Source organism: Crossiella sp. SN42, from assembly GCF_023897065.1.
GTDB lineage: Bacteria > Actinomycetota > Actinomycetes > Mycobacteriales > Pseudonocardiaceae > Crossiella.
Genome location: NZ_JAMHIV010000047.1, coordinates 1 through 18,251, shown reverse-complemented (window position 1 = coordinate 18,251; position 18,251 = coordinate 1). Strand labels below are relative to the sequence as shown.

The 18,251-nt window shown below is 72.5% G+C and carries 16 protein-coding genes; 10 read left to right on the top strand and 6 right to left on the bottom strand.

The genetic code is table 11. The annotated features are described in order from the left end of the window. Window positions 1–12: 12 nt before the first annotated feature. Window positions 13–369, top strand: coding sequence for a hypothetical protein (locus M8C13_RS39725; RefSeq protein ID WP_252485986.1), 357 nt, complete (start codon window positions 13–15; stop codon window positions 367–369). Between the two features lie 56 nt (window positions 370–425). Further along, window positions 426–2,504 (top strand): bifunctional diguanylate cyclase/phosphodiesterase, encoded by a 2,079-nt coding sequence (locus tag M8C13_RS39720; protein ID WP_252485985.1) that lies wholly within the window; start codon window positions 426–428, stop codon window positions 2,502–2,504. On the opposite strand, the gene M8C13_RS39715 is transcribed toward M8C13_RS39720, so the two are convergent. Then, a complete protein-coding gene (locus M8C13_RS39715; RefSeq protein ID WP_252485984.1) occupies window positions 2,501–2,860 on the bottom strand; it encodes a GntR family transcriptional regulator in 360 nt (119 codons plus the stop codon). The genes M8C13_RS39720 and M8C13_RS39715 overlap by 4 nt on opposite strands. Further along, window positions 2,854–3,294 (bottom strand): hypothetical protein, encoded by a 441-nt coding sequence (locus M8C13_RS39710; protein WP_252485983.1) that lies wholly within the window; start codon window positions 3,292–3,294, stop codon window positions 2,854–2,856. The genes M8C13_RS39715 and M8C13_RS39710 overlap by 7 nt, the downstream gene beginning before the upstream one ends. A 44-nt stretch (window positions 3,295–3,338) precedes the next feature. Here M8C13_RS39710 and M8C13_RS39705 point away from each other — a divergent pair, with 44 nt between their 5' ends. Then, a complete protein-coding gene (locus M8C13_RS39705) occupies window positions 3,339–3,578 on the top strand; it encodes a hypothetical protein (protein WP_252485982.1) in 240 nt (79 codons plus the stop codon). A 302-nt stretch (window positions 3,579–3,880) separates the two neighbouring features. On the opposite strand, the gene M8C13_RS39700 is transcribed toward M8C13_RS39705, so the two are convergent. From M8C13_RS39700 to M8C13_RS39690, 3 genes are all read right to left on the bottom strand, one after another. Continuing rightward, entirely contained in the window at window positions 3,881–4,759 is an 879-nt protein-coding gene (locus M8C13_RS39700; protein ID WP_252485981.1) for a trypsin-like serine protease, read from the bottom strand. Window positions 4,760–4,824: 65 nt separating this feature from the next. Further along, a complete protein-coding gene (locus tag M8C13_RS39695; RefSeq protein WP_252485980.1) occupies window positions 4,825–5,688 on the bottom strand; it encodes an NAD(P)H-binding protein in 864 nt (287 codons plus the stop codon). A 92-nt stretch (window positions 5,689–5,780) separates the two neighbouring features. Continuing rightward, window positions 5,781–8,456 carry a hypothetical protein gene (locus M8C13_RS39690; protein ID WP_252485979.1) on the bottom strand — a complete coding sequence of 892 codons (2,676 nt, stop codon included), beginning with the start codon at window positions 8,454–8,456 and terminating at the stop codon, window positions 5,781–5,783. A gap of 158 nt (window positions 8,457–8,614) precedes the next feature. On the opposite strand from M8C13_RS39690, the gene M8C13_RS39685 reads away from it, so the two are divergent. From M8C13_RS39685 to M8C13_RS39655, 7 genes are all read left to right on the top strand, one after another. Beyond that, window positions 8,615–9,097: a PaaI family thioesterase gene (locus tag M8C13_RS39685; protein WP_252485978.1), complete on the top strand. Its 483-nt coding sequence runs from the start codon at window positions 8,615–8,617 to the stop codon at window positions 9,095–9,097. A gap of 103 nt (window positions 9,098–9,200) precedes the next feature. Next, complete coding sequence (locus M8C13_RS39680; protein ID WP_252485977.1) at window positions 9,201–9,908, top strand: SDR family oxidoreductase; 708 nt, start codon at window positions 9,201–9,203, stop codon at window positions 9,906–9,908. An 86-nt stretch (window positions 9,909–9,994) separates the two neighbouring features. Then, the gene (locus M8C13_RS39675) at window positions 9,995–10,495 is read left to right on the top strand and encodes a YbaB/EbfC family nucleoid-associated protein (protein WP_252485976.1); all 501 of its coding nucleotides are present in this window, start codon (window positions 9,995–9,997) and stop codon (window positions 10,493–10,495) included. A gap of 11 nt (window positions 10,496–10,506) precedes the next feature. Beyond that, window positions 10,507–10,854, top strand: coding sequence for a hypothetical protein (locus tag M8C13_RS39670; protein ID WP_252485975.1), 348 nt, complete (start codon window positions 10,507–10,509; stop codon window positions 10,852–10,854). Further along, window positions 10,851–11,987 (top strand): hypothetical protein, encoded by a 1,137-nt coding sequence (locus M8C13_RS39665; RefSeq protein ID WP_252485974.1) that lies wholly within the window; start codon window positions 10,851–10,853, stop codon window positions 11,985–11,987. The genes M8C13_RS39670 and M8C13_RS39665 overlap by 4 nt, the downstream gene beginning before the upstream one ends. Window positions 11,988–11,997: 10 nt before the next feature. After that, window positions 11,998–12,546 (top strand): hypothetical protein, encoded by a 549-nt coding sequence (locus tag M8C13_RS39660; protein WP_252485973.1) that lies wholly within the window; start codon window positions 11,998–12,000, stop codon window positions 12,544–12,546. A 148-nt stretch (window positions 12,547–12,694) separates the two neighbouring features. Further along, window positions 12,695–16,678, top strand: a complete 3,984-nt coding sequence (locus M8C13_RS39655) for a hypothetical protein (RefSeq protein WP_252485972.1) — start codon at window positions 12,695–12,697, stop codon at window positions 16,676–16,678. Here the strand turns inward: M8C13_RS39655 and M8C13_RS39650 are convergent, their stop codons facing one another. Further along, window positions 16,679–18,151 carry an MFS transporter gene (locus tag M8C13_RS39650; protein WP_252485971.1) on the bottom strand — a complete coding sequence of 491 codons (1,473 nt, stop codon included), beginning with the start codon at window positions 18,149–18,151 and terminating at the stop codon, window positions 16,679–16,681. Window positions 18,152–18,251: the final 100 nt, after the last annotated feature.

The following is an 18,251-nucleotide window of genomic DNA, read 5'->3' as shown; positions in this document are numbered from 1 at the left end:
GCGTCAGCACCCATGGAGGTGGTCTCCGGGGTGCCGCTGACGCGCAGGCACGAGGTGCGGCATTGCGCGTGGTGCGGGCGCCCGTTACCCGACTCCGGCCGGATCGGCAGACCTCGCCGCTACTGCGCCCAGCCCTGCCGGCAGCGCGCCTACGAGCGGCGGGCCCAGGTGCAGCGGGGTGGGCTGCCGGAGGACGCCGTGGTGCTCTCCGCGGCCGAGCTCGCCGATCTCCAGGACCGGCTTTTCCAGCTACGCTGCGCGGCCGAGGACGTCATGACCGCGGCCGAGGACGGCGCGGAGCTCGGCGAGTTGCGACGAATGGCGGCGGGTCTGGTTGACTCTGCCCGAGGTTTGGAACGACTGCGATAGTCGTCAACCAGAGCTCGGAGCCGAAAGAGGGCTCTTGCCCGCACGTGCACAGGGAGATGACGATGGCGCCCGGCGGCAAGGAGGCGCAGGTGACGGACGAGGTCGGCGCGGAGGCGGTGTTGCGCACCGTTGACTTCGGCGTGGCCGTCACCGACCTCGCAGGCAGGCTGCGGTGGCTGAACCCGGCCTTCGCGACCCTGCTTCGGGTGCCGGAGGCGCAGGCGCTGGGCCGGTCGCTGCCCGCGCTGCTGCCCGGCGTGCCCGACGGCCCCTCCGGCGGCGAGCCCGTGCTGGCCCCCAACTCCACCGGTGAGCCGCCGACCTGGCTGGAGATCACCTGCACCATGCTGGAGTCCGGCCGCGAGCTGCTCTACCGGGCCGCCGACATCACCCAGTGGCGCGACCGCGAGCTGCAGGCCGTGCACCAGGCCCAGGCGCTGCACCGGGCCCAGGTGCTCGGGCAGATGGGCAACTGGGAGTGGTTCGTCAACGACGACCGGGTGCTGTGGTCGGAGGCGCTGCTGGAGATGCTCGGCTACCAGCCGGGCGCCGCGCTGACCTACGCCGGGTACCTGGCCCTGGTGCCGCCGGAGGACCGGCCGCTGGTCGACCGGGCCATCCAGCAGTCGCTGACCACCGGCGAGAAGTTCTCCTACACGCACCGGATCTGCCGCGCCGACAACGGTGACGAGCGGATCTTCGAGTGCTTCGGCGAGGTCATCTGCGACGCCGCGGGCGCGCCGGAGCGGATGCTGGGCACCGCGCGGGATGTCACCCAGTCCCGGCAGCTGCACAGCGAGCTGCTGCGGATGGCCGATGAGGACCCGTTGACCGGCCTGCCCAACCGGCGTGCGCTGACCCGCGAGCTGGAGCGCCAGCTGGCCTCCGGCGCGGACGGCACGCTGCTGTTGCTGGACCTGGACAACTTCAAGGATGTGAACGACCTGCGCGGGCACGCCGTCGGCGACCGCGTGATGCGCACCCTGGGCGCGGCGCTGCGGGAGAAGCTGCGGCCCGGTCAGCTGCTCGGGCGGCTCGGCGGCGACGAGTTCGCCGTGGTGCTGCCCGGAGTGGCCACCGAGGAGGCGGTGGAGATCGCCGAGCGGCTCGGCGCCGCGGTGGCCGCACTCTCCGTTGTGGCCGGTGGCGCGGCGACCAGGATGACCGCCAGCACCGGCGTGGCCAAGTTCGACCCGGCCGGTGGCTGGGAGGCGGTGCTGGCCAACGCCGACCTGGCGCTGTACGCCTCCAAGGGCAACGGCCGCAACCGGGTCACCGTCTACGACCCCGCGCACTACGCCGACACGGCCAAGCGGGTCTCGGTGCTGGACCGGCTGCGCCGGGCCCTTGAACGCGGCGGTTTCGCGCTGCACGCCATGCCGATGGTCAACCTGCGCACCTCCCGCACGGTCGGCTACGAGCTGCTGCTGCGCCTGGAGGACGGGCACCAGCCCACCCCGGGGCCGGCGGAGTTCCTGCCCGCGGCCGAGCGCAGCAACCTGGTGCACGACATCGACCGCTGGGTACTGGGCGAGGCCATCGACCAGCTGGTGCGCAACCCGGACCCGATGCTGCGGTTCAACGTCAACGTCTCCGGCCGCACCCTGGAGGACGAGGACTTCGCCGCCTTCGTGCTGGACCGCCTGGCCAGCGCGGGCGTGGCCCCCGGCAGGCTCGGGCTGGAGATCACCGAGACGGCCGCGGTGACCAACCTGGACGCCGCGCGGCACCTGGCCGAGCAGCTGCGCGCCATCGGCTGCCGGATCACCCTGGACGACTTCGGCTCCGGCTTCGGCTCGTTCGTGCACCTCAAGCACCTGCCGATCACCGGGTTGAAGATCGACGGCGAGTTCGTCCGCGGCATCGACACCGGCAGCAGGGACGGCGTGCTGGTCACCGGCATCATGGAGATCGCCCGCGGCCTCGGCCTGTCCGCGGTGGCCGAGTGGGTGGAGCGCCCGACCCAGGTCGAGGCGCTGACCCGGCTCGGCGTGCGGGTCGCGCAGGGCTTCCACCTGGGACGGCCACGACCGCTGCCGGTGGTGCTGGCCGAGCGCAAGGAACAGCAGAACGGCATCCGCCGCGCGCTGCCGATGCCGGCCGAGACGCCAGAGCAGCCCGCGGTGCAGCCCTAGCCCGAAGCCTGGACCGAGCGGATCAGCTCCAGGGTCTCCTGGTCGCTGAGCCCCTGCGCGCGGCTGGCCGCGACCAGGGCGCGGACCTGCTCGACCAGCTGGGCCCGGCCCGGTCCGGCCTTGGCGGTGACCACCGCGCCGCGTCCGCGCCGCAGCTCGACCAGGCCCTCCTCGCGGAGTTGCTGGTAGCCGCGCAGCACGGTGTGCAGGTTGATGCCCAGCGCGGCGGCCACCTCGCGCGCGGCGGGCAACCGGTCGCCCGCCCGGATGACGCCCTCGGCCAGGCCCCGCCGCACCGAGGCGGAGACCTGGTCGGCCAGTGACACGGCCGAGGACGGGTCCACCGAGATCAGCACGCGCGGGCCCGGTCCAGCTGGCTGTTGACCAGCGCCACCGCGACCGCCGGATCACGCGGCGAGGCCACGAAGTCCCGCCCGTCGGTCAGGTGCGCGACCAGGGCAGGGCCGCTGCCGGTGAGGAAACCCCAAGCGCGCGGGTTTTCCACCCGGCCGGACCAGCTCAACCGCTGCTCGGCGACCTCGGCGAAGCGGATCTCCCGGTAGCCGACGTGCTGGCTCATCCCGCCCAGCAGCGGGAACACCAAGATGATCCCGCTGCCGTCGATGCGCAGCCTTGCCTTGGCCTGCAAGGAGAACAGCAGGCCGAGCACCGGCAGCGGCAGGGCCAGGGTCGGGTCCGGCCAGTGCGCGAGCAGCGGTAGCACACCGGTCGCGATGAGCAGACCACCCCCGGCCAGCTGCCGCGCCGACCACAGGGTGGTGCTGAACATGGCCTGCTCGGTCCCGGTCAGCTCCCGGCGCTCGACGTGTGGTGGTGGCGCGGCGGCCTCCGGGGCCGGGCGCGGCAGCGGGGGAGGCCAGCAGCCAGCCGATCAGGCCGCCGACCGGCGTGAGCAGCAGGCTGACCAGGTTGACCCAGCCGGGTGTCGGCCTGATCTCGGGGGCGGCGGTCAGCACCGAGGTGAGCACCAGTGCCGCGCTGCTGATCACCTGCGCGGCCACGGCCCAGCTCGCCGCCGCGACCAGGCGCTGCGGCCCGGCCCAGCGCCAGTAACGCGCGATGCAGCCGAGCAGGATCCCGGCCAGCGCCAGACAGCCCAGGTAGCCCGCCGCCCACCGGCCCCAGCCGGGCGCCAGCTGCGCGTGCTCGGGCCAGATCCGGGCCCAGCCTTGCACCCAGGCCCGCTCCGGCAGCTGGTCCCGGTGGACCGCGACCAGCAGCGCGGGCAGTCCAGCTGCCACTACCTGCGGAAACACCACCAGTGCCAGTCGCCAGCCGCGTCTGACACGTCCCGTCTCGTCCACCATCGCGCCTCCCCTTGTTCGCATTAGACTATAACAAGGTGGAGTTTGCGGTCAGCGGATCGCGTCGATGAGGGTGCGCAGCTGCCCCTGGTAGTGGGTCACCCTGGTGTAGTAGTCCGGGGCCGCGGGGTCGGCGCTGCCGGACCAGGAGGCCACGCCCGCGAGCTTGCCGCCGACCACCACCGGGGAGCCGCTGTCGGTGGCGCGCAGGCGGATCGCGCGGTCCGCGCCGACGCACAGGTAGGCGGCCTGTTCGTAGCTGACGCCGTGCCAGCGGGGTGGGATGAAGCGGACGCTGTCGGCGGCCCGGCGCACGCACTCGGCGTCCGTGGCCACCGTGGTAGGCGCTTGCCAGAGCAGCGGTTGGTCCTCCGGGGACATGCGCCAGCCGTAGACGGTGGCGGCCGACCCGGCTGCCGGGCCGTCGGCCAGCGGCAGGGCCGGGGTGTCCACGGGGTCGGCCAGGGTGATCAGGCCGATGTCGGCCGAGGCGAGCCGGACCTGGCCGACCATGCCGCCGAGGAAGGACTCCTCGGCGATGCCCTTGGCGTAGGCGGGGTCGCGCCAGGTCGCGGCCACCCGCACCACCCGGCCGGTGTTGCCGCGCAGGTCGTCCCGGCCGATGGTGACGGTCAGGTCGGCCGGTTCGGAGCCGAGGCAGTGGGCGGCGGTGACCACGGCCTTGGGGGCGACCAGGGTGCCGACGCACAGCTTGTTGCTGGGGGAGTCGGCGTAGCTCTTCGGGTTGCCGATGACCACCACCCAGGGCGCGGCGGCGGTGGACACCTGGCCGCTGCCGGGCACCGGATCGGGCTGCGGGCGGGTGTACTCCCAGACCAGGAACGGGGCGTAGAGCACGATCGGGGCCAGCAGGACGAGCACCGGCCCCAAGATCCACCAACGACGTCGGCGAGGCTTCTTTTCGGACATCGGCGGAGGCTATCGACTCGTGCGCGTGGTCGCCCGGTCAATGGGCCAAGTGGCAGAACTCCGGGTCAGAGCACGCCCTTCAAGAACTCCGCGAGCGTGGTGCCGGGGCGGCCGGTGAGGCGGGGGACGTGGTGGGTGAGCACGTCCAGCCAGCCCGCTTCCGCGCTGTGCCAGAACATCTCCCCGGACCGCATCGCCTCCGGGTTCGCCCGTGCCGCCGCGGGCAGCCGGGCCAGGAAGGACTCCACCGGCTCCTCGGCCGACGGGTCGTGCCGGACCGGCCGGCCACTGGCCTCGGCGAGTGCGGCGGCGATGCCCGCGTGGTCCAGGGCCTGCGGGCCGGTGAGGTCCAGGATCTGGCCGTCGTGGCCGCCGGTGGCCAGCACGGCGGCGCCGGCTGCGGCCAGGTCGTCGCGGGTGACGTAGGCGACGTGGCCGGCGCCGAGCTTGCCGGGCAGCACGCCGGTGTCCACGGCTTCCCGCAGCGGCAACAACAACTGGAGCATGTCCATGTAGACCCCGTTGCGCAGCAAGGTGAACGGCAGGCCCGACTCGAGCAGCAGCTGCTCGGTCTCGCGGTGCTCGAACAGGATCGGGCTGGTGTTGCCGGGATCGCCCGCGCGGATCATCGAGGTGTAGAGGAAGCCGCCGACGCCTGCCTGCTGGGCGGCCTTGATCGCGTTGGCGTGCTGGGCGGTGCGGCGGCCGACCGCGGAGGTGGCCACCACCAGCACCCGATCGGCGCCGTCGAAGTGCGGCAGCAGCGACTCCGGCTGGTCCAGGTCGCCGTGTCGGGCGCGCACGCCGAGGCCGTCGAGCTGTTCCGGGGTGCGGGACAACGCGATGATCTTGGCCGCGTCCACGTGCTCGCGGAGGTGGGTGACGATGCGGCGGCCCAGCTGGCCGGACGCGCCGGTGACGACGTGCATGGCTGGTTCCCTCTCGGTGCGGTGAACGATCACCGAGAGCGAACCAGCCGCGCGCTCAACCGGTAAGTAGGCACATTGATGTGCCCGCCCGGTCAGGGATTCAGCCTGCGGTACACCAGCTGGCCGTCGCCGCGGCGGACCCCGGTCACCAGCACGCCGTCGGTGCCGGCGCTCGCCGCGAGCGGGCCGGTCAGCGCGCCGCCCAGGTCCTGCCAGGCCGACCAGCTGCCCTGGTCGAGGTGCGTGCCGAGCAGGCGGCCGTCCCGGCCCAGGCCGAGCAGCCAGGAACCGGCCCCGGTCAGGCCGGTGGCCGGGTCCAGGCGCGGGCCGGCGGGCAGCGCGCGCCAGGGCTGCCAGCGCACCGCCAGCTCACCGGTCAGCTCGATCGCCTCGAACACCCGGCCCGCCGGGTCGGCCACCACGATCCGCACCACGCCGTCCGGGCCGCGGAAGGCCAGTGGGTGGCTGCCGGGCTGGTTGCCCAGTTCCTGCCAGCGGGTCCAGCCGCTGGCCCCGCCGGGACCGGTCTGCGCGCTCCACCGCACATAGCCGGTGGACCCGGCGGCGACCACCACCAGCTGGTCGCTGCCGTTGAAGCTGCGCCCGCACACACTCGGCGGGCCGCCCAGCCTGCCGGAGTCCACCCCCATCAGCCCGGACCACGGACCGGCCGGCCAGTGCGCCCAGGCCTGCATCAGCTTGCGCTGGCGCGGGAAGTCGCCGCGGGCGAACAGCTCCAGCCTGCCGTCGGCGTGCGCCGCGCCTGCCGGATCGCCGTCGATGCCTTCCCCGGCAAGGCTTTCCCAGCGCGGGAAGCCGCCATCGTCCTGCTGGCGGCTGCGCAGCACCCGGCCGGTGGCGTCGGCGACCAGCAGCTCCAGCCGCCGCGCCGAGGGCAGCACCACCACCCTGGCCCCCGCGCCCACCGGTTCGGGCCGGACCGGCCGCCAGTCGCCGCCGATGGCGGTGGTGGTGTGCACGATCCGCGCCGAGTCGGCCACGAACACCTGGTTCCCGGCCAGGGCAGGCGGACCGCCCGCGCGGATGCCGCCGTCTGTCCACAGTGTCCAGTCGACCGGGCGGTCGGGCTCCAGGCCGCGCAGGCGGGTGAAGGCGGTGCTGAAGGTGGTGGACTCCCCTTCGGCGGCGGCGAGCTCCCGTCGCCAGTCGGTGAGCGCGGTGCCGAAGTGCTCGGTCGTTGCGGCGGAGTCGAGCTCGTTGAGCTGACCCCAGTGCAGGCGGCCGCCGTGCCGCACGGCCAGCTCGTGCAGCAGGGTCAGCGCCTTGCGGTTGCCGACCAGGCCGCGCAGCATGGCCACCTCGATCGCGCAGGAACGCGGGAACGGCGCGGGGGCCAGCAGCGCGCGGCTGCCGCGCAGGAACCGCAGCGAGACGTAGCCGCCGAGCGCGATCCCTTGCGCGCGCAGGGTTTCGAACACGCCGAGCACCCCGTCCACCCTGGCGGTCAGGTCGGCGTCGGCGGGGAAGAACAGCTCGGCGAAGTCCATCCGGTAGCAGTCGGCGTGGTAGTCGAAGAAGTCGCCGACCTCCCAGCGGGTGCCGTGCACCAGCCAGGGCTGGTTGTCCGAGGGCCGCCTGGCCGGTTTGACCGCGTCGGTCACCGCCGAGGTGGCCAGCTCCACCAGGTGCGGCAGGCCGATCGTGGTGGTCAGGTTCAGCAGGTCGGCGAGCACGTCCCCGAGCCTGCGATCGAGCGAGAGCCCCATCGCCTTGGCCACGTCGGCCAGCGGCTGGGGGAGTTCCTTGGCGCACAACGCCTGCCCCAGCTCCGGCGGCAGACTCGCCTTGCCCCGCTCCTCGGCGACCGGGGTGCTGGCCTGGTCACCGAGCCCAAAAGCCCGCCCGGCCACCGGGAGTTCGGTGCGCGGCAGGGTTTTTCTGGTGCTCAGCAAGCATTTCCGGTCGCCGTCGGCCCGGGTGACCGGGTTGATCAGCACCTCCAGGTACTCGTCCCCGGCCACCGCCCGGTCGATCTCGGCGGCCAGCGCGGGGGCCAAGGCCCGCCAGGTGCTCGCCCGCCGGTGCTCCACCAGCGCCACCTCGGTCTCGTCGTGCACCTCCAGCACCGCGCTGTGCACCACGCCGAACCGGCCCAGCGACAACACCGCCGCGTCCAGCGCCGCGTCCCCGCGCAGCTCCCGCACCGCGGTGCCCTCGGGCAGCTCACCTCCGGCGATCAGCTTGTCCCGCAACAGGTTCACCTCCACCACGGCGGCCCGCTGCACCAGCGTGACCTGCCCGCCGGAGCCGACCAGCAGCAGCGCGTGCAGGTAGTCGCCGATGGCCGGGCGGGCCGCGTCACCGCCGTGCGTGCCGGTGCCCACCGCCCCGGCCAGGCTCTGCCCGCCCGAACCGCCCAGCGTGGGCAGCGTCCAGCGCCGCCCGCGCAGCAGCTCAGCCGGTGGTCCCGGCCGGCCGTCCGCCCGGGGTTTGCCGTCCAGGGCCAGCGACAGGTTGCGGATGGTGATGCCGCCACCGACCGCCAGCAGCAGCCTGCCCCCGGTGCCGGCGTCGCTGATCGCGGTTTGCAGCGCCGCCGGGAACCCGGACAGCGCCTCGGTGCGCACCACCACCCCCTCGCAGTGCGCGGGCGCGGAGTAGGCCCAGGCCGAGCCGACCGCGTGCACCGGCAGCCCGGCCGCCTCCGCCTCCCGCACCACCTGGCACAGCTCGGCCAGGGTCTTGGGCGTGGCGAACTCGGCCACCGGCGCCTCGATGTTCTGGGTCCAGTTCTGGAACGTGTCCATGCAGACGATCCCCCTCGTCAGTCCTCCCCGCGTGCACCCTGTCGCGGTTGCCGGGAGTGGACAAGGACCAAGCGGGCAGACCAGGGGGCACCCGGTCATCGCTCTGCGTGACCCAGGGCTTACCGTGTCATGATCGTGTGAAGTGAAGGGGTGGCCCGATGGGGGACAACGAGTTCGGCACGCTGTGGGCGCAGCTGACCGGTGAGCAGATGCTGGTGGCGATGGCCGACGGGCGGGCCCGGATGCCCCGGCACGCGGAGCCGATCGGGCTGAGCCTGCGCGAGGTGGTGCGCGGCCGGGTCTCGCTGCGCTGGAAGCCGTCCGAACAGGCGTGCAACTCCGCTGGTCAGGTGCACGGCGGCTACCTGGCGATGGTGCTGGACGACGCGGGCGCGATGGCCTGCGTGACGCTGGCCGACCGGTACCGGCCGATGCTGACCATGAGCCTGCACATCGACTACCTGCGGCCGGTGCTGGCCGGGGCGGAGTACGTGGCCACCGGTGTGGTGGTGCACCCCGGCCAGCGCCGGATGCTGGCCGACGCCGAGATCACCGACGCCCAGGGCCGCCGGGTGGCCCGCGCCAGCGGCAGCTTCACCCCGAACCTGAGCTTTGACGGCAACGGCCAGCCGCCGGCCTAGTTCCCCTGGCCGCGGGGCGGCGAGCCTGGAGCTGTGCTTCCGCGCCGAGGTCCCGCACGGCCTCGTCGAGCAGCTGGCCTCGGGGTCCCGCTAGGTTGGCCCGATGACCGCCGTCATCACCGGAGCCGCGGGCGGCATCGGCCTCGCCCTGGCCGAAGCCCTGCACGCCCGCGGCGAGCAGCTGGTCCTCACCGACATCAAAGCCGCCGTGCTGACCGAGGTCGCCACCCGGCTGGGCGCCACCGCCGTCCCCGCCGACGTCGCCGACCCCGAAGCCATGGCCGCACTGGCCGAACGGGTGCCGCATGCGCGAACGGTCTGCCTCAACGCCGGGATCCTCGGCCAGTCCCTCGGCGCGCCGTGGGAGGTGCCGCCCGAGGACTGGGACCGGGTGTTCGCGGTCAACGTGGCCGGGGTGGTCAACGGCCTGCGCGCGTTCGTGCCCAGGCTGCTCGCCGCGGGCGAACCCGCCCGGGTGCTGATCACCGCCTCACTGGCCGGACTGGCCGTCTTCCCCGGTGGCGGCGCCTACGGCCCGGCCAAGCACGCGGTCACCGCACTGGCCACGCACGCGGCCATGGCGCTGGCCGACACCCCGGTGCGGGTGACCATGCTCTGCCCGGCGCTGGTGGCCACCGGCATCTCCGCCGAGGGCGTGCCGCCGTCGGCGGTGGCGGCGGAGGCGTTGCGCGCCATGGACGAGGGCCGGTTCACGGTGACCCCGCCGGAGTGGCACGGCGCGGTGGTGCGGCAGGCCGGACAGCGGGTGGCGGGCGAGGTGCCCGGAGTGCCCAGCCCGGTCCTGGACTAACTGGGAATCGCCCCGTGTGGGCGGTGCGGCCCTGGTTGGGCGGGTACGGTGAACGTCCCGTTGGACCGCACCCCCAGGAGAACGCAGTGTCTGCCGACTTGGAACGGCTTGCCGCCGAGTTCGAGAAGTTCCAGGCCAAGATCAAGCAGGCCGAGGTGAAGTTCAGCGGCGTCGGCGACATGCAGGAGCGGCTGGGGCAGTTGCAGGCCGCCGCGGTCTCCCCGGACCGCACCGTGCGCGTGGTCGCCGGCGCCGGTGGCACCGTGCTGGACCTCCAGCTCACCCCGGACGCGGTGCGCCAGCCCGCGCCGCAGCTGGCCGCCACCATCATGGCCACGCTGCGCCAGGCGGTGGCCGAGGCCGTGCGGATGCAGGCCGGCATCGTGGACGAGACGGTCGGCGAGGCCTTCGGGCTCAACACCACCGACCAGGTCAAGGCGGCCCAGGCCGAAGCGCTGGGAACCGCGACGCAGGAACTCACGTCCCACCACAGCCAGCAGGCGCCCGCGCCGAAGCGTCCCGTCAAGCGTGACGATGACGACTACTTCGACGGCTACAGCGTCTACGGCGACGAACCACGACACTGAGGGCGGGAGAAATGACCAGCTCCGACAAGGTCGCCGTCAACATTCCGGCGCTGAAGTCCTACGCGAAACAGCTGGACTACTACCAGTCCGAGGCGGACAAGTTCGGCAGGCTGGTGGACGCCGCCGACGTGACCAACGAGGCGTGGGGCGTGATGGGTGCCTTCGCCAAGAGCGCCTACACCGAGCGGCTCGGCGACCTGCGTGAGCTGATGGCCGCGATGAAGGAGGGCGTGGAGACGCTCTCCGGCAAGATCCTGGACACCGCGGCCATCTACGAGGGCGCCGAGAACGACGCGGTGATCGAGTTCGGCCGGCACAAGGCCAACATCGACGGACCGCGTGGGGGGAAGACCAAGTGACCGGGCCCAAGGAGAGCATCGCCGACGCGCTCAACGTCTCCCAGTACGACGAGAGCTTCGCCGCCAACGCCGACCGCGCCGCGACCAAGGTCCCGGTCCTCGGCGACGCCTACAAGGCGGGCAAGTCCATCGCCGCGCACGCCCAGGAGATGGGCCAGGCCGACAACGTCGGCGAGCTGGCCTCCGGCGCCAAGGACCTGGCCGCCGACGGGGCGAAGTTCGTCAGCGGCGCCGCGATGGACGTGACCACCTTCGTGATGGACCCGATCGGCTGGCTGGTCAGCAACGGGCTGAACATCCTGCTCGAACTGGTCCAGCCGCTGCAGGACGCGCTGCACCAGGTCAGCGGCGACGGCCCGGCCATCGGGCACGCCTCGGACAACTTCGTCACCATGGCCCAGGGCTTCGTCGCGCTGGCCGAGGACTTCGAGAAGACCGGCGACACCGCGCTGAAGGACTGGCTGGACGAGGCAGGCGACGAGGCCCGCAAGGCCCTCGGCGAGTTCTCCACCGGCATCCGCGGCGTCGGCTCGGCCGCGGGCTCGGTGGCCGAGGTGCTGCAGATGTGGTCGATGGTCATGGTGGTCATCGAGGAGGTGATCAAGGCGATCATCTCCGAGCTGATCTCCTGGCTGATCACCATCTGGCTGCCCGCGCTGGCCACCTCGATCATCTCCTTCGGCGGCTCGGTGGCCGCGGCCATGACCGCCTCCATCGCCAAGGCCGCCAGCGTGCTGCAGAAGGTGCTGAGCTACCTCGGCAAGTTCGGCAAGCTGCTGTCGAAGTTCATCGAGTTCCTGGCCAAGTTCGCCACCAAGGCGGTGCAGTTCGCCGACAAGCTCCGCGTGGGCAAGGTGGTGGAGAAGGGCAGCCGGGGCATCCCGCTGGTCGGCAAGGTGGCCGAGCGCAGCCACTTCGTGCCCAGCAACCGGGTGATCAGCACGACCTTCGGCACCCACGCCGGGGTCGGCCCGCTGGCCAAGGGCATCGGCGTCAAGTCCGGTATCGGCGCGGGCAAGGGCATCGGCAAGGAAGGCGCCGCCGAGTACAAGGAAGACGGCCCGATGTTCAACAAGAGCGGCATCGGCGGCGATCACAGCGTCGAGGACACCCGCGGCAACCTGGACATGTAACTTCGTCGACGTGGTCGCACCGAATCCTGAGTTCCGGCAGCTGGTTCGCGCCCTGGTCGAAGGCCAGTGGCGCGAACCGGTGGTCGCCATCCACCTGGGCGATGTCGGGCCGAACTTCGACGTGCCTGGCAGGCGCAAGGACGGCACGGTCAAGGGCAAGCGCCTGATCCGCCGGTTCTTCTGGAACCTCATCCGGGTCCCGATCGGCGGCGTGGTGAGCCTGTTCCTGTCCGTGCTCGGCGGCGGGGTGGCCAACATGTTCGAGCGGTCCGGCTCGGTGCGCGGCCCGGCGAACGCCCGCGCGCTCGGGCTGGTGGAGGCGGCGATGGCGGCGGAGAACGCGTGGCTGGTGTTCTCGCCCTCGCACGTCGGCGTGGTCGACACCGGCCCCAGCTTCGGCACCCCGGCCGACAACGGGCCGCCTGCCCTGCGCTGGCACGAGGCGGCCCCGCACGGACCCCGGGTCAAGCCGTACCAGCAGGAGCTGGTGTGGCCGGACGGGTCGGAGTTCCGCTTCCACGTCACCGCGGAGGAACGGGCCATCCTCAAGCAGGGATGACCGTTTTCGCTGGTCACCGGCCGTATCCCAGATCCGCGCGCAACGGGATACGGCGCACCCCTCGTCCTGGACCTGCCGCCTCGCCAACACTCTGCTCGCCGCGCTCGCCCACCCCGGGCGGCTTGCCCAGCGGCGAGGGGAGATCGGGATGTCCAGATTCCTGCGCACGGCCTGCGGCCTGGCGCTGGTGGTGGCGGCCACCGCGACCGGGTTGCCCGTGCCCGCCGCGGCCGCCGCGCCAGCCGCCGTCGCGCCGCCGAACCGGTGCACCGTCCCGGTCACCGGCAAGATCGCGCAACGCTGGGCCGCGCTGCGCGGCGAGCACGGCAGCCTGGGCTGCGCCACCGGACCCGAGCAGGCCGTCCCCGGCCGCAACGGGCGCAGGCAGGCCTTCGAGCGCGGCGAGATCGCCACCTCACCCGACCACGGCCCGGACATGGTGATCGCGGCCTACGCCCGCGGCGCCGAGGTGGTCGTGGACTGGGGCGTGATGGACGGCCCCGAGCACCGCACCTGGCGGATCCACTGGACGCACAACGGCGCCTACGCCGGCAACGACGGGTTCCTCTTCCGCGACCCGCGCGCCGGCACGTTCAGCACCGTGGTCGGCCAGGGCGCGGGGCGCTACGAGTTCGCGGTGGAGGGCATGGACGAGGAGACGCACTCCGACCGGGGGCGCACCGTGCCGGTCGGGGTGACCATCGCCGACCACACCGGGCAGACCGACTGCGGCGCGGTCTACGTGGTCAACGGCACGCACGCGCAGCGCTGGCAGGAGCTCGGCGGCAAGGACGGCATCCTGGCCTGCCCGAAGAACACCGCGGTGCCCACCGAGGTCTTCGGCAAGAACGAGGGCCTGCGCCAGCCGTTCGAGCATGGCTCGGTCACCACCTGGTTCCGGCAGGTGGACGGCAAGCCGTGGCTGGCCAGCGCCTCGGCCGCCAACCACCTGGACTGGGTGCACCTGCGCTGGCACTCGCCGGAGTACTACGACCGGTTCGTCATCGAGGTCAAGGGCAAGCGGCCGGGCACCTACTACAGCCGGGTGCCCGACTTCGACGGCGGCTTCATCAACGCGCGGCGAGCTGATGGCGCGGTGTCCTTCCGGGCCTTCGGCCCCTCCGAGGTCAGCATCCGGGGTTGCAAAACCAGCCCCCTCGGCGGCGGGGTGGACTGCTCCCACCAGGTGATGCAGGTCAACGTGGCGCCCGACCCGCCGCGCTCACTCGACCTGCCCGGCCTGACCACCGCGGACCCGGCCACGGCCTTCGCCAAGCTCGGGGCGAGACAGGCCGCGACCGTGCGCTACTACGCCTGCTACCGGGTCGCCGATGCCAACGGCCCCGACTTCTCGGTCTACTTCCCGGACCGGCCAGGGGACGACCAGGGCGTGCACCTGGCCGCCATGATGGAGAGCGTCCGGCTCTTCGGCCAGGACTTCGCCTGCCCCGGCCAGCGCCCGGCGGTCGACCTGGTCAACGAGTCGCTGCGCAACCTGCGGCCGCACGGCACCGGGACCTCGCACGAGGGCTTCTCGGCCGGGCCGGTGTCCTGCTCGGCGCGGGTCGGGGACTACGACACCTTCCTCAAGTCGCTGATGATCATGGTCTACCGGCACTGGGACCTGCTGCGCGCGGAGACCAGGGCGCACATCACCGGCCAGCTGATGACCGAGACCGGCGCGCACTCCGAGGACGACGAGAAGATCCGGCTGTGCGGGCGGGTGGACATCCCGGAGTCGGAGAACCACCGGCTGCTGATCGAGGCCTCGAAGTACCTGTCCAACCAGGTGCTGCTGCGCCAGACCGGCAAGGCCGAGTTCAACAACGCCACCAACGGGATGCGCGAGCACCTGCTGAAGATGTTGCACAACTTCGCCAGGTTCGACCTGCTGGAGTTCAACTCCCGCCCCTACACCCGCTACACCATGCAGGGGCTGTTCATCCTGCACGACTTCGCCGAGGACGCCGAGACGCGCACCGGGGCGCGGATCGTGCTGGACTACCTGACCACCAAGTTCTCCTTGAGCAGCAACGGGATGCGCCGGGCCGGGCCGTTCCGCCGGACCACCCCGAACATGGACGCCAACCACAAGGTCTACTTCCACCGCGGCTCGGACCCGCAGACCCCGTTCTTCATGCTGTGGACCGGTTTCCGGCCGACGGACCCCTCCTCCGGGCAGGACATGTGGTTCATCGCGCCGGAGGGCGAGGACGCGGGCTGGCGCGGCCGGGACGTGATCCCGGAATGGCTGGCGCACGAGGCGGCGATCGCCTCGATGACCTGGTACCTGCCGCCGAACGCGGCGCTGCGCACCGCGGCTGCCCGGCCGGAGCAGCCGTACCAGGTGGCCTACTACCACGGGGAGCGGCCGCGGCTGAGCTTCGCCAACGAGAACGCCGCTGGCGGCACCGAGATCTACTCCCAGTCCAAGTCCTTCACCATCTCCGCCGGCGGCATGTGGCTGCCCAGCGGCTACGGGCTCGACGAGTGGTACCAGCGGTTCCAGGGCAACGAGAACTACGCCTTCGCCCAGGCCACCACGCTGATGCCGGTGCGCAACCACCCGAGTGCGCCGTTGGTGTGGGAGAACCTGATCCGCTTCAACGGCAGGGGCGAGCTGCAGCCGAACGGCGGCGGCGGCTGGTACGTCTCCGCGGAGCGGGGCATCGTCAACACCTGCGTGCAGGGCGGGTTCGCCTGCGGGCTGAACCTACAGGTGCCCAAGGTCTGGGAACAGTGCGGGACTCCGGACACCAGCAAGGCCAACTGGCAGTTCCTCAACCTCGACACCGAGGCCTGCGGCAAGCTGGGCATCATGGTCGCCATCCGGTCCACAGTGGACAGTGAGATGGCGGGGAAGCTGTTGTCGGGCAACGGCGGGTTCTTCTACGTGGCCGAGTCCTCGGCCACGTCGTTCACCGACTTCGTGAGCAAGACCCACGCGGCGAACGCGGGCCTGCCGACGGTGCTGGAAACGGGCAAGGAGCACACCTTCGTCCAGCCCGACGGCAAGCGGCTGACCTTCTTCCTGCGCACGCCGGACAACAGCTACCACGCCCCTCAGGTGTCCTCTGTGGACGGAAAGCCGGTGCCGAACTGGTCGACCACCCCGCTGGCGCAGGGCCAGCTGCTCACCTCACCCGGCCATGACGGCCTGATCGTGTTGTCCGACAAGGCATGTGGCAGCCGGACCGAGCTGGACTTCCGCGCTGAGCTCAAGCCGGTGGTCCGGGTGAACCACGGCACCTGCGGACCGGAGCGGGCCGAGGCGGCGCTGCGGGCGGCGGAGGGCCTGTGGCAGCAGGGCAAGAAGCCCGAGGCCGCGGCCAAGGGCCAGGAGGCGCTGGCCCTGCTGCGCCAGATCAGCCGGGACGACCCGCGCGCGGCGGTCAGCTTCGCGCAGTGGGCGCGCGCGCCGATCGCGAGCTACCTGGGTGACACCGAGGCGGTCTCGGTGCTGCGGGAGGCCGTCGCCGGGCACCGGATGCTGCGGCTGCGGGAGCCGGACTCCCGGGAGCACCGGGCCTACGAGGCGACCTTGGCGCTGGACCTGGGCATCCGGCTGTACAACACGGGGGAGAAGGGCCAGGGGACCGCGCACACCAGGGTCGCGCTGGACCAGATCCGCCAGCTCGCCGCCGAGGACAAGAAGTACGCCCCCGCGCAGGGCCAGTGGGCGAACTGGCCGGTGAGCGCCTACCTGGCGGCCACCGGGCAGGGGCAGGAAGCCGTGGCCGTGCTGCGCGAGGCCAGGGAGGTCTACCGGCGACTGGTCGCGGAGCAGCCCACGGACAAGGACCTGCGGCACCGGGAGACCTCGGTGCTGGTCAACCTCGGCATCCGGCTGTGGGAGACCGGAGACCGGCCCGGCGGCTTGGCCGCGGTGCTGGAAGGCGTTGACCTGGCCCGGAAACTGGCCACCGAGGACAAGGTCTACCGCCCGGTGCTGGCCGAGTGGCTGCTCAACCCGGCCAGCCACTACCTCGACGCCAGCGGCAGACGGCCGGAGGCACTGGCCGCGGCGAAGGAGTCGGTCAGTCACTTCACCGCGCTCAACGCCACCGATCCGGCCACCTACGGGCCGAAGCTGGCCGCGGCGAAACGGCGGGTGACCGAGCTGGGCGGCTGATCAGCCCTGCGAGCAGTGCGCCGCCGTCGGATCGGGGTTGACCACCTCCCGGCGGCGGCGCAGCTCGGCCACCCCGAGGATCAGCGCGATCAGGGTGAGCAGGGCCGCGCACAGCATGGAGATGGTCAGCGCCAACGGGTAGTCGCCGGTGCTGAGGCTGATCGCGGTGTGGAAGACCGCGGCCAGCAGGGCGGTGCCGACCGCGGTGCCCAGGCGCTGCCCGGTCTGCAGCGCGCCACCGGCGACCCCGGCCATCGAGGTGGGCACCCGCTCCAGGGTGAGCGTGGTGTTCGGCGAGATGACCATGCCGCCGCCGATCCCGCCGATGAGCAGCGGCAGCGCCACCGCCCAGCCGACGGACTCCGCGGGCACCAGCAGGGCGAGGGCGGCCACCGCGAGCATGCAGCCCAGCACCAGGCTCAGCCCGATCACGGTCAGCCGGCGGCCCCAACGGTCCACCAGCCGCCCGGCCACCACCGCCGAGGCCGCCGAGCCGACCGCGAACGGGGTGACCGCCAGCCCCGAGGCCAGCGGCGTGAAACCCAGGCCCTGCTGGAAGAACATGGCGAAGACCAGCCAGATGCCGGTGAACGCGCAGAAGTACACCGCGCCCAGGGTCGCGCCGCTGGCGAAGCCGGGAGTGCTGGTGAACAGCCGCAGGTCCAGCAGCGGCGCCCGGTCCAGGCGCACCAGGCGGCGCTCCCACCAGACGAACGCCGCGCCGAGGGCGATCGCGAGCAGGAACAGCCACCACACCGCGCCCAGCCCGCCCTGCTCGGCCTCCAGGATCGGGAACAGCACGCACACCACGGCCAGCCCGAGCAGCAGCGCGCCGGTGAAGTCCAGCTCCCGGCCGATCCCGCGCAGGCTGGCCCGCGACTTGGGCAGCAGGTGCGCGGCCAGGCCCAGTGCCAGCGCGCCGATCGGGACGTTGACGTAGAACACCCAGCGCCAGCCCTCCGGATCGCCGAACACGGCCAGGATCACCCCGCCCAGGATCGGCCCGACCGCGGTGGAGATGCCGACCACCGCGCCGAACATGCCGAAGGCCTTGCCGCGTTCCGGGCCGCTGAACAGCTCCTGGATCAGGCCGGTGTTCTGCGGGGTGAGCAGCCCGCCGGTCATGCCCTGCAACAACCTGGCCACGATCAGCAACTCCGGCCCGGGCGCGGCCCCGGCCAGCGCGCTGGTCAGCACGAAGCCGGTGAGCGCGATCAGGAACATCCGCCGCCGCCCCAGCGCGTCACCCAGCCTGCCGCCGAAGACCAGCACCAGGCCGAAGGTGAGCGCGTAGCCGGAGATCACCCACTGCACGCCGCCCGCGGAGGCGCCCAGGTCGCGCTGGATCGAGGGCAGAGCCACGTTCACGATGCTCACGTCCAGCAGCACCATGAACCCGGCGGTCAGCGTGACCGCGAGCGCCTTCCAGCGGCGCGGGTCCGGGGTGCTGGTCTGCTGCGCGGATGAGGTCACCCGGACATCCTCGCGCGAAGGCGGTCGGTCGGCATGTCCGGAAAGCGCGTTCCGAAGTGCCCTTCGGCCTTGTCGGCGGCTTCCAGGATCCGGCCGCGGG